The organism is Paenibacillus xylanilyticus, assembly GCF_013359935.1.
GTDB lineage: Bacteria > Bacillota > Bacilli > Paenibacillales > Paenibacillaceae > Paenibacillus > Paenibacillus xylanilyticus.
Genome location: NZ_JABMCB010000177.1, coordinates 254,016 through 266,074 on the forward strand (window position 1 = coordinate 254,016; position 12,059 = coordinate 266,074).

The following is a 12,059-nucleotide window of genomic DNA, read 5'->3' on the forward strand; positions in this document are numbered from 1 at the left end:
TCCATATCCTGCGTACGTCTTAAGGCCCAATTATGAATTTTTGGGTTTGATTTCCATCTTCTATGTGTAATAGGCCTTGATAGAGTACGCTATTATCTGAACATCTATTTCGAGGAGGTTATACCCGAATGTTCAAACGAATGGATGAAATCTTGATTGAGATCCCCAATGTCGAGAAGCCCGATCCAAATGCAGCAGCATCCATACAGGAACTGCTAGGTGGCAAATTTGGAGAGATGTCAACGTTGAACAATTACCTCTACCAGTCGTTTAATTTTCGTTCCAAGGAAAAATTGAAGCCTTTCTATGACCTCGTCATGAGTATTACAGCCGAAGAGCTGGGTCACGTGGAGCTGGTGTCCCACGGGATTAACCAATGTCTCAGAGGTTCCACCCAGTACAAGGAGCCAGATGATACTCCTTTGGGTTCCGTGAAGGACGCACGTCTATCCTATCACTACCTGGCAGGGGCACAGGGAGCCATGCCTTTTGACTCCATGGGCAATCCGTGGACCGGTGCGAATGTGTTCAACAGCGGTAACCTGGTCGAGGACCTGCTGCATAACTTTTTCCTCGAATGTGGAGCACGAACACATAAGATGAAAGTTTACGAGATGACCGACCACCCAGCAGCCCGGGAAGTTGTTGGTTTTCTGCTCGTACGCGGCGGTGTACACGTAGTCGCCTATGCCAAAGCACTTGAAATTGCAACCGGGGTGAATGTAACCAAGTTGGTTCCGATCCCTTCCCTGAACAACAAAGCGTTCACCGAAGCCCGGAAATACGAAGAAAAGGGTGTACACACGAAACTGTATACCTATAGCGATAAAGACTTTAATGCCATCAGCCAAATTTGGAAAGGAACACACCCTGAAGATGGACAACCTCTGGAAGTCATTCAAGGTGTTCCAGAAGGATTCCCGATTCCTGAAGCTCCTGCGGTGGAAGAAGAATTTGCTCCTGGCATTTCCCATGAGGACTTCGCAGAAATTGCACGTCGCCTGAAAATGGCGGGTAACATTGCGGATTGATTGATAAGTATAGTCATGCCATAACTTATATAAGCCCTCGTATCCTGCCAAACAGGGATCTGAGGGCCTTTGTTTTGTATTTACTCTTGAATCTCGTCTAGCATTATCTATGGATCTATGGATCAGTGCCCCATTTCTATCCTTCTCGATCCCACAATTGATCAGCACTCTTCATTCGCTTTCATGCTCTTGCACCGGTTCTACCGGCTCCACGTCTCGAACCTCGAGTTCAACGTGCGACTGATCTTGATCCACTGCCATGGCATCTCGCATGCGCACTTTCCATGTCCCTGTATCCGCCTGAAACTCAACATCTTCAATGACGGGAACGCTTATCCTTTCTCCATCAGGCAGATAAAGTCCGCCTCGAATTGCATCTGCCTCACTGATCTTTGCCCCATCCGGAGTAGCGGCTGTATATTCCGCAATGGATTCTGCTCTTGCACGACCTGGATAAGGCTCATTTTCAGGGCCTCCGTCCGTCCAGATTTCAACATAGGATCCCACCTGTGGATCAGGTGCGTTGGAGAACCATTTTGCCGGGTAATATCGACTTGCTCCTCCATTGGAACCGAAATCCTCATATTCCGGACTTACAACAAGGATAGAGTCCTCTTTGCGATCCACCACATAGCCGGTAAACCCTTTCTCTTTAGGATCATCGGATGGCGGCTGTGCTTGTTCATCTTGAATCTGTCCCGCACATCCTGTTAGACTGATGACCATGAGCAATACGAGAACTGCAACACGATTGGACATATGTAAATCCCCCTCTTTGTGATCCAACAACTATGGCCATTCTTTCTCTCTAAATAGACGTCCTCTAACGGCCCAATGTTGCAACAAAAGAGCTATGGTCATCGTTCACTTCCTTTGGAATCTTTTGTACCCATACCTTCCCCATACAATCAATCCGACACAACATAAAAGAGCACAATATCCCCAAGCAAACAGCATCGCAATACCCAGCCCAATATTGGCATCCAGACGCTCATCGGTCAGTTCGGTGTATGAAGCAAAACCCAGTGGCAGGGCTCCCACAACAAATAGTCCGGTCAACCAGCCACGCCAACCTCTGAATCCCGTCTTTCCATCCATTTCAGAATGCTTTTTGATGCCTCGATGCAGAATGATCAGAAGCAGAATAAATATCAGCCAAGTGCCTAGAATCTGCAGCAACTCGTTCGCCTCCCGGGAAAGTAAATTCTCTTATTTTTATACAAAGCTTTTCCACCTGTCCATCTATTGTATTTTCGCCCCTCTCCGGTAATTAATCACATCGAAAATAATCCAAACAAACAATTTGCATAAACCCCAAGAGGACTTCCAAGGACCAATATAGAGATCGAAATGATCTATTCGTCTTGCATTGGAGCGAGTGGAATCGAATATGCAAAATACTGAAACAAAAAAAGCCTTCGAACTGCTCTACAAGAGCCAGCCGAAGGCGTTCCTTTACAATTAGAATTGCTATTTAGATCTGCTCAACAGATACAGGAAGTATGGTGCACCGAGGATTGCCACCAGAATTCCGGCCGGAATTTCGGAAGACAGAATGACGCGACCTAATGTATCCGCAACAAGAACAAGCAGCGAACCAACCAATGCCGATGCAGGCAAAAGAAACTGATGTTTTGGACCCACGAGACGTCTGGCCAAATGAGGCCCGATCAGGCCCACAAAACCAATTCCTCCACTAACAGATACGCACGATCCGGCAAGACCTACAGCAGCAGCCAGCAGGATCAGCCGTTCACGCTCAACAGGCGCACCGAGACCACTCGCTGTCTGATCCCCAAGGTTCAGCACATTCAGCACACGCGCCTTATACAGAACAAGTGGTACGAGAATAGCGAGGAATGGCAGAAGTGCGGTGACGAATTTCCAGTTTGAGCCCCAAATGCTGCCCGCCATCCAAGTCGCCACAAACTGATATTTCTCAGGGCTAAGTCGAAGCGTAAGCACAATCATCGCAGCACTGATCCCAGCGGCTACACCAATCCCTGTAAGCAGCATGCGGGTAGGCATGATGCCCTCTCCCTTTTTATACGAAAGCACATAAATCAGGAAAGCGGCTAAGCTTGACCCAATCAGGGCCAGAATCGGCAGCAGAAATACAGGAGCCGCCGTTGTTGTCGGGAAATAGGATACAAACAGCATGACGACCAGTCCGGCACCTGCATTAATGCCAAGGATACCGGGATCCGCGAGTGCATTGCGGGATACGCCCTGCAGAATGCATCCGGACAATGCAAGACCAGCACCAACCATGATTGAAATCACGATGCGGGGCAGGCGGAACTCAAACAGAATGAGCTCCTGCTTCGCCGTCCCACCGCCAAAGAAAGTACGAAGCACCTCAAGCGGGCTCAATCGGATATACCCTGTGTTCATGCTGATAATAAAAGCCGTAATAATCAACGCACCAAGTACAATCATGACAATGGTGCTTTTTGTTCTCTTTTTCCGCTCTGCACCAGCGAGAGTTGAGGATCCCATAATTACAGAGACCTCCTTTCTTTACGTGCCAGATAGAGGAAGAACGGTACCCCGATCAAGGCAACCAGAGCACCGATTGGCGTCTCGTATGGCGGATTAATCATGCGTGCAGCCAGATCGGCGAACACCAGCAGCAAACTGCCCATCACAGCAGAACACGGAATGATCCAGCGGTAATCGACCCCAACGATTTTACGTGTAAGATGGGGAATGATGAGTCCAACAAAACCGACTGCCCCAACCACGGATACGGCCGTACCCGCAAGAATAAGCACAACGATAAGACCAATCAGTTTGATTAGGCCCGTACGCTGTCCCAGTCCAACGGCAATCTCTTCTCCAAGGCTCAGGAGCGTTATGGAACGGGAGATGAGTAAGCCTCCAATGAGTGCAGCCAAAACCCAAGGAAACATGACCTCCAGCTGAGACCACTTCGTGCCCGCAACACCGCCCGCTGTCCAAAAGGCCAGGTCCTGTCCGATTTTGAAAAACAATGCAATCCCCTCACTTAGCGCAGACAGCATGGCGGATACCGCTGCTCCTGCCAGCACAAGTCTGAGGGGCGTGAGGCCCGATCTGGACGCGGCTCCGAATCCGTATACAAGGAGCACGCCCAGTCCTGCGCCGATAAAGGAGTACATGATGATATGCATGTAAGGCATGCCCGGGAAAAAAGCGAAACACAGTGCAAGGGCGAATCCCGCCCCGGCATTCAGTCCGAGCAAGCCCGAATCCGCCAGTGGATTGCGGGTCATGCCCTGCATGATCGCACCAGCTACGGCGAAGCAGGCACCCACCATCGCCCCGCCAAGAATACGCGGCAATCGAATCTCCCAGATAATCTGATGCGGGGTAAGATCCGGATTAAAGTTGAAGATGGCTTGCCATACCACGCCAAGCTTGATATCTGCAGCGCCAAAGGAAATGGACAGAGCCATGCCCAGGGCGAGCAGCACAAGACCGCCTGTCAGGATCAGGGTAGCAGCCCAGGGACGAGTATGTATTTTGGCTGTCGGAGATTCCGTATCGTGACCTGCCGATGAAGCGTTCGAACTCATATGCGCCCACCCTCGTTATGAGTGGAGTAGACCAATCCTATGTACATAACAATCACCCCTCTATTATTGCCGATCTGTTAATGATATTGATTCTCATTCCCATACATCATTGTATGTCAACAAGCTCTCGCTGGCAATGGACAAATGGGACAAGTTTATAGCATTAATCATTTTTGATACAAAAAAAAGCTGCACCGAGCGTTAGAGCTCAGATGCAGCTGACCATTTTTTAGTGTTATCGGCTATGTACTCCTACCAAAGCGGATAGTACATCCGGCACATCGGTAATGATGGCTTCCACGCCCATCTGAATCAGAGCCTGCATCTCCGCAGGATCATTCACGGTAAAAGGATGTGTCGAAATTCCCTGGGCCTGTGCGGCAGCTACTTCCTCCTGCGTTACAGCCAGCTTATAGGGATGCAGGGCAGAAGCCTCCAATTTGGCTGCATAGTCGTAAGGACGATACAGCTTTTCCATGTACAGAAGTGCTGTCCGAATCTCCGGAGCAAGACGTTTGCACTTTACCAATGACGCATGATTGAAGCTGGAAAGGATGACTTGCTGTTCCAGATCCCAATCCCGGACGGCTTGCACGATTTTTTCTTCCATGCCCTTGTAACCGACAATTCCATTTTTCAGTTCCAGATTAAGCAGAATTTTTTTCCCTTGAATCAAATCAAACAGCTCCTCCAGGGAAGGAATGCCCTCCTGGGCGTAATCCGAATGGAACCAGCTTCCCGCATCGAGTGACCGCAATTGTTCGTACGTTGTATCCTTAACCCAGCCGGGTGCACCCGCAGTACGGTTTAGTGTCTCATCATGAATCAGTACCAACCTACCGTCACTGGACATCTGAACATCCGTTTCTATGCCCGTCGCTCCCAGCTGCAGGCAGCGTTCGAATGCAGCCATCGTATTTTCGGGACAGACGGCGGAAGCTCCCCTATGAGCAATAATCTCAATAGCCATTATTCCAGCACCTCCTCGAATTCAAACATCAACTCTACCATTTCCACTATACGACTGATTTGTCATTCCTGTATTAACAGAACGTTTAATACATGTTCGGTTCTACATCCAATTCAACAGGTATAGAGAAATATCCAGCCAGGCTGGGGATTCACTCATTTTTGCGAACTCAATCTGCAAATCGACATAACATAGTATGAGCGATAGATGTTCCGTACTCCGCCATAAGGAGGTTGACTATTGAAGCGTATATCTTCCGAGAAAAATACAATAAGCAAATATTCCAACACCCCCATTCGCAAGAAACGAACCTCACCAGGGCCAAAACGGAGAATGGGTCATGCATATGTTCGAGGTCTGGCTGTGCCCGATAAAACAAGTAATCAGTCTTCTGTTGCCGACGCACAGCGTGAACTTGATAAGCTAGCTCTAATTGCCGCGATTCTAGCGCTGATCGCCGCTGTCATTGGTCTGTACATCGCCTGGAAGACACTAATCATACCTGGTGATAACAGTACGGTTGTCGCCGTCTAACCTGTTCTGACTCTGTATACCGTTTCCGGGAAACAGGGTTTTTCTTTTCCAACAAACAAAAAAAACCGTTCCCCTGAAACGCCGACAGCTGCCGGCGTTTCTTTGGAAAGGCTAATCCCTCATCCGGTGCGCTTCAGATGAAGCCGTCCCCATCCGGGAATGGCTGACCGAATTACAGAATGAAGGTACGGGAGATAATAACCAGCAGAATGAACAATACCAGAATTGCGCCTGTAGATGTCCATGCTCCGCCGCCGAAGCCTCCGTATCCATACCCGTAACCTGTGCCTTTGATTTCGCTCATGAGTGACACTCCCCTCTTAAGAAAGTACACTATAGACTATGCCTCAGGCCACAACTTGATTGGGCAGAACGGAAAGTTTTCCGCGAATGCCGCTGGTTAAATCCAATCTCTTGGATTACTTTTGTTCATTAAGCTGAGTCCATTTCTGAGTTAACTGTGCGGGAACGTAAGCCGACATCTTCGCAAGCAGCTCGGCCGGTTCGGATTCAAGACTCCATAGGCTGAGATGCGAGGTATTCGAAAACCCTTCATGTACACTATGCTCCACCAGTTTCATCAATGGCTCATAGTATCCGTTTACGTTCAATAAACCGACCGGTTTGCGGTGAATGCCGATCTGAGCCCAGCACAGCACTTCGAACAACTCTTCAAAGGTACCCATGCCACCAGGAAGGGCTATGAATCCGTCCGAAAGCTCAGCCATCGTTGCCTTCCGCTCGTGCATGGTTCCCACTTCGATCAGTTGTGTAAGGCCTCCATGTACAATTTCCCCACGGAACAGTCCTGTCGGCATAACGCCAATGACTTCTCCACCATTCTCCAGAGCAGCATCGGCAACCGCACCCATTAATCCCATACATGAACCGCCATATACAAGTGAAAATCCGTTATCCGCAATCTGTTTGCCCAAGTTGGCTGCCTGTTGTGTATAGTCCGGGTGATTCCCGGGGTTGGAACCTGCAAAAACACATATACGTTTCAAGGGGCTTCACTCCTTCTCGTTGTCTATCTCATTAGTATATAACAAAAATGTCATTGCTATGTTACCCTTCACGGCCTCTGGGGACAAAAAAACCCGACCGTTTGCAGCCGGCCGGGCTCCCATGTTATTACACATCATTTAGAAGGGGTTGTTACATTTAATATAAAGCCCGAAGATTAAATCCATATGATCTTTACATGAAATGAATATTAAATATCGGCGTATTAGCGTATGCCTCTTCTGGAACGCACAACAAACAGATGCTTATCCTTGCGTAGCATCCGGCCATCTGCAAGCTCGACATGATCTTCATCATGACGAAGAATTGTCGTAGATAACGCTATAATCTTGCCCCGGCGCCATATCATCACCTGTGATTTAAAATAGATCGCATTGTCAAACTGAATTGCCTTTTTTATTACATATCCGACCTTATGCACCTCAGAACGTGCTTTCTTTAAGGGAAGGCTCTCTTCGGGCAGAGGTCTGATCATTGCGATATTGTCGAACGATACCTTAATCCGCTTCGGTCCAATTCGTACGCAATCCGCTTCCTCATCCCACTCTACCAGCGTCCCCTTCAGCGGCTCCCGTATGCCGGTTGCCCGATATACTGCCACTTTTCGTCCTACCCAATGTCGCAATGTCCTCACCCCACTTATCTAGTTTTCCGGTATGGTCCAATCAATCGGTTGAATACCTTTGGAGGTCAGGAAGTCATTGGCTTTGGAGAACGGACGACTGCCGAGAAATCCACGATGGGCCGCAAGTGGACTGGGATGTGTTGATTCCAGTACCAGATGTTTGTCCCGGTTAATAAAAGCGCCTTTCTTCTGTGCGTGACTGCCCCACAGCATAAATACCATCGGTTCCGAGCGTTCGTTCAATGCACGGATGACCGCATCGGTAAATGTCTGCCAGCCCAGCCCCTGATGAGAGTTCGGCTGTCCCTCGCGGACCGTAAGCACATTATTGAGCAGCAGTACCCCCTGTTCCGCCCAATGCACCAGATATCCGTGTTTGGGAATCGGCAGCCCAAGGTCCGCATGGAGTTCCTTATATATATTTAGCAGTGAAGGCGGAATACGTACACCGGGCATGACCGAAAAACTGAGTCCGTGGGCCTGACCAACGCCATGATAAGGATCCTGACCCAGAATAACGGCTTTGACCTGATGATAAGGGGTCAGCTTTAATGCGGAGAACAGGTTTTCTTTGGACGGATAGACCGTTTGTGTTTTATATTCCCCTGCCAGTGCATAACGTATATGGTTAAAATACTCCGCTTCAATCTCTTCTTTAAGAACGGTGTCCCAATCGTTTCCAAACATATGTATGTGCTCCTTTCCCAGATGAATTATACCCGTGCAGCCGGAAATCATAGGCTGCCCCTGAGCGAGCCTTGTCTTAACAGCTCGTAGACTATCCATCATTTTAACATACCTCCGGGCGGCAGGCCAGAAATGTGCTTCAGGCGTACGTTCCTCCACGCAATTGACGATTTACACTCTGTTTACTCTATAAGCAAATTTCATGTGCAATAAACAAAAAAACGAGCTCCCAGGTGGCCAAGCAACCAGGAACCCGCTTTTTATGATTACCTTCGTCTTACGAAAATACTTGCGCAACTACTGCGATTAATACTTGATCAGATCCAATGTCTCGTCGAACAAAGAGCTCTGCTCCTCTATTTTACCTTCATTGCCGACAACACAGCGATTCCCTTGTTCAAGGATAGCAGATACCAAGGCAGCCGAATCAATGATATCCGCTTCTGTTGTGCGCAGTACTTCATCACGCTCTTGTTGAAGGTCCGCTTCGGTAACGTTGGACAAGTAGCATTCAAGCGAGAAAGTTCCTTCCGAATAAGGTGTTCTCGGGGTATCCAGATCCTGAATGGCACCAATAATATACCGCGTCATTTCACGAGCATCCGCTTTGAAATTTTTCAAATATTGCGGTATGTCTTCATACACTTTGTAGGTTTTCTCAAGGTTGGGATCCCTGTATGAAGCCAGATAGCTGTCACCATTCCGTCTGAAACCGCTCATGCACCCGTACGCTCCACCCTTAGCACGGATATTGGTCCACAGATAATCAAGCGATAAAATTCCCTGAAGAACACGCAGTGAGCCTGTATACCTGAATCCCTTCGTAATGAAGTTGCCTGTCTGAACCACGTATTGCACTTCCGACGGTGACTTGAAGCCCTCGTTATGATGAACCGCCGTGAACACAGCCTGCTCTTTAGACACCTCATGTGTGAACAGCTTCGATTTCAGGTCAGACACCTGCTCCTCCAATCCTTCATATCCTTTCTCATCCGCGGTATAGCTGACGAGCAGGTTCTCATGTCTAAAGATGATGCCTGTCAATTCCTGAAGACGGGTGGCAAGTTCTTCTTTTCTATCCTCATAATTTGCCTGAAGCTCTTCGAGCCATTGATAAAAGGCGATTCCGCTAACCGCTTCCCGGAAGGCAGCCACAGCTGAATGTTTGGCAGATGATCTGCCCATTGCTGCAGAATGTCCGCTATTAATCAGACTGCGCTGCAATTGCCCCTTCAATTGGGAAATGATCTCATACAAGCGCTTTGAATCATCGAAACGGGAGGTCAGAATGATCTCCTTGATCATGTCAAAGGCAAAACCGAGTTTGCTGTATAAAACCTTGGCCCCAAATTCAAAGTTGGCCCGGTAGGCGTTATACTGTTTCGCATCGGCACTCGCACCTACACTTGCACTGATCCCGCCCGAATGAATATGAATTTCATTGGATAGCTCGTTGAAGGTAAAGTTGGCCGTATCCACATAACCGAGCACGCTTTTCAAAAGACCGGCATAAGGCAGCAGATGCTGCGGAATCTCCTTGATATCAAATAACAGCTTCAGATAACCTATCCCGTTGGTGTAAAGATTGTGATGCAGAATGGTTGTACCTTCTACCGTTCTCAGGGTTTGGTACAAGGTAGATGCTTTGGGCTCTATATCTTCAATCGACAAGGTCGGAATAACCTGCTGCTGCTCTTTGGTCGAAGGCTCGTTCTGATAATCCGCGAGTTCTTTCGTTTTTTGCACCAGCTGCGCGATTTCTGCCTCACTCAAACTTGCCTGATAGGATTCCAATCGGGTACGCAGCGCCTCTTCCTTCCGCTGATTCAATCCTTTATCCGGGGTAACCGCGACAAACGAAGTATGTGTATTTTGCAGCAAATACTGCTCGATCAACCGCTCGAAGTATCCTTCATTCATTTTCGTACGCAACGTCGCAAATACCTCGTTGGCCTCCAAATGGGCAAATGGCGCCTGATCATCATAGAGCCAGCTCTGAAGTGCATAGAAACCATAGATGAGCCCTTTTGGCATTCTTCCAAAATCGGCTTCACGATGATTGAATTCATAGGAATTAATTCCGGCAAGCAGCGCTTTGGGATCGATTCCTTCCTTCACAACACGCTGTAGAACTTCGTTCACTGTATCCAAAAATACCTGTTTGCTCTCCAGGTTACTTTTCTTCAAACCGATGGTCAGTACAGGCTGATACAAGCTGTCGTCATACGAGCCATAGACCTCCTTCGCAATACCCTTATCCAGCAGTGCCTGCTTCAATACAGCTCCTGGTGCGTTCAGGAGTGCATACTGCAGAATTTGAAAGGCGATGTTCAGTTCCTGATCCACAGTTGTTCCAATCACCGCATTATAAGTCAAAAAGCTGTTATCCACTTCCGACTCGGTACTTCCCGCAGAATAGGTTTTGACCACATCAACCCGCTCACTGAAGGCTTGCTGCAACCCAATCTCCGAGTCTGTCACGATCCGGTCATATTGGTTCAAATACGCTTCATCCAGCCATTTCAGCTTTTCTTCCATATCCATATCCCCATACAGGTAGATATAGCTGTTGGAAGGGTGATAGTATTTCGTGTGGAAATCCAATAATCCCTGGTAGGTCAGATCGGTTATCTCATCCGGAATGCCTCCTGATTCGCAGGAATAGGTCGTATCCGGGAAAAGTGAATTCAGTACGGCTCTGCGTACAACACGCTCCGGTGAAGAAAATGCGCCCTTCATCTCGTTGTATACCACACCGTTATATGTCAATTCATCCTCTGCCGAAGCCAGATTGTAATTCCAGCCTTCTTGCAGGAATATTTTCTCGTTCTCATAAATGTTGGTATTCAATACCGCATCCAGATAAATATCCATCAAGTTGTGAAAATCATGATCATTGCGGCTGGCGATCGGATAGATCGTTTTGTCCGGATATGTCATGGCATTCAGGAAGGTATTGAGTGAACCCTTCAACAGTTCAACAAAGGAATCCTTCGCGGGAAACTTTTTGGACCCGCACAGCACGGAATGCTCCAAAATATGTGGCACGCCCGTATTATCACTTGGAGGAGTTCTGAAACCGATACTGAATACTTTATTGTCATCCTCGTTGGATAAAACGACGATTCTGGCGCCTGACTTTTTATGTTCAAGCAGATAACCATCCGATTTCAGTTCTTCCATCCTGCGTTCCTGTAAAACCTGGTAAGGCTGAAGCTGTTTCAACATGTGCTGATCCTCCATCAAAAGAAATTTATTTTGCTTCCTTGAGTTCCGCAAGATAAAGGTAATTTATGCCTATGGATAGTATACACCATCGATTCATGTCTTCATAACTTACAGTCTGAGGCATATAAGCGTCTTCTGATATGTATTATGTACAGTTTGGGTTTATGAACCCGAAAAGCTTCAATTTCATTATATATTGGCATAAAAAAAGATCGCATAGACAGCTTGTTTAACAAGCGTCATGCGATCTTCTTTAAATAGATGCCGAGGACCGGGATCGAACCGGTACGGTAGTCACCTACCGCAGGATTTTAAGACACATGCTTTGAGTGATATAGAATGGAACGTAAGGATAAAATGCAGTCATATCAAGGATTCAAGACACTTGCTTATTGGACTGA

12 protein-coding genes are annotated in these 12,059 nt (G+C 47.8%); 2 read left to right on the top strand and 10 right to left on the bottom strand.

The window, feature by feature from the left end:
* Window positions 1-128: 128 nt before the first annotated feature.
* On the top strand, window positions 129-1,031 hold the full coding sequence (locus HP552_RS12255) for a manganese catalase family protein (protein ID WP_175395737.1): 903 nt from the start codon (window positions 129-131) through the stop codon (window positions 1,029-1,031).
* A 171-nt stretch (window positions 1,032-1,202) separates the two neighbouring features.
* Here the strand turns inward: HP552_RS12255 and HP552_RS12260 are convergent, their stop codons facing one another.
* From HP552_RS12260 to HP552_RS12280, 5 genes are all read right to left on the bottom strand, one after another.
* A complete protein-coding gene (locus HP552_RS12260) occupies window positions 1,203-1,790 on the bottom strand; it encodes a DUF3221 domain-containing protein (RefSeq protein WP_175395738.1) in 588 nt (195 codons plus the stop codon).
* Window positions 1,791-1,895: 105 nt separating this feature from the next.
* The gene (locus HP552_RS12265) at window positions 1,896-2,210 is read right to left on the bottom strand and encodes a hypothetical protein (protein ID WP_175395739.1); all 315 of its coding nucleotides are present in this window, start codon (window positions 2,208-2,210) and stop codon (window positions 1,896-1,898) included.
* Window positions 2,211-2,501: 291 nt separating this feature from the next.
* On the bottom strand, window positions 2,502-3,530 hold the full coding sequence (locus HP552_RS12270; RefSeq protein WP_175395740.1) for a FecCD family ABC transporter permease: 1,029 nt from the start codon (window positions 3,528-3,530) through the stop codon (window positions 2,502-2,504).
* A gap of 2 nt (window positions 3,531-3,532) precedes the next feature.
* On the bottom strand, window positions 3,533-4,588 hold the full coding sequence (locus tag HP552_RS12275) for a FecCD family ABC transporter permease (protein WP_175395741.1): 1,056 nt from the start codon (window positions 4,586-4,588) through the stop codon (window positions 3,533-3,535).
* A gap of 235 nt (window positions 4,589-4,823) precedes the next feature.
* Window positions 4,824-5,561 (bottom strand): glycerophosphodiester phosphodiesterase, encoded by a 738-nt coding sequence (locus HP552_RS12280; RefSeq protein ID WP_376768955.1) that lies wholly within the window; start codon window positions 5,559-5,561, stop codon window positions 4,824-4,826.
* A 237-nt stretch (window positions 5,562-5,798) separates the two neighbouring features.
* Here HP552_RS12280 and HP552_RS12285 point away from each other — a divergent pair, with 237 nt between their 5' ends.
* Window positions 5,799-6,092 (top strand): hypothetical protein, encoded by a 294-nt coding sequence (locus HP552_RS12285; RefSeq protein ID WP_175395743.1) that lies wholly within the window; start codon window positions 5,799-5,801, stop codon window positions 6,090-6,092.
* 172 nt (window positions 6,093-6,264) lie between these two features.
* Here HP552_RS12285 and HP552_RS34680 read toward each other — a convergent pair whose 3' ends face one another.
* The 5 genes from HP552_RS34680 to HP552_RS12305 form a co-directional block, all read right to left on the bottom strand.
* Complete coding sequence (locus tag HP552_RS34680) at window positions 6,265-6,396, bottom strand: YjcZ family sporulation protein (RefSeq protein WP_217506391.1); 132 nt, start codon at window positions 6,394-6,396, stop codon at window positions 6,265-6,267.
* A gap of 115 nt (window positions 6,397-6,511) precedes the next feature.
* On the bottom strand, window positions 6,512-7,099 hold the full coding sequence (locus tag HP552_RS12290) for an LOG family protein (protein ID WP_175395744.1): 588 nt from the start codon (window positions 7,097-7,099) through the stop codon (window positions 6,512-6,514).
* A 224-nt stretch (window positions 7,100-7,323) separates the two neighbouring features.
* Window positions 7,324-7,743 (bottom strand): hypothetical protein, encoded by a 420-nt coding sequence (locus HP552_RS12295; RefSeq protein ID WP_175395745.1) that lies wholly within the window; start codon window positions 7,741-7,743, stop codon window positions 7,324-7,326.
* 18 nt (window positions 7,744-7,761) lie between these two features.
* A complete protein-coding gene (gene ung, locus HP552_RS12300) occupies window positions 7,762-8,430 on the bottom strand; it encodes a uracil-DNA glycosylase (RefSeq protein ID WP_175395746.1) in 669 nt (222 codons plus the stop codon).
* 306 nt (window positions 8,431-8,736) lie between these two features.
* The gene (locus HP552_RS12305) at window positions 8,737-11,658 is read right to left on the bottom strand and encodes an insulinase family protein (RefSeq protein WP_175395747.1); all 2,922 of its coding nucleotides are present in this window, start codon (window positions 11,656-11,658) and stop codon (window positions 8,737-8,739) included.
* Window positions 11,659-12,059 lie beyond the last annotated feature (401 nt).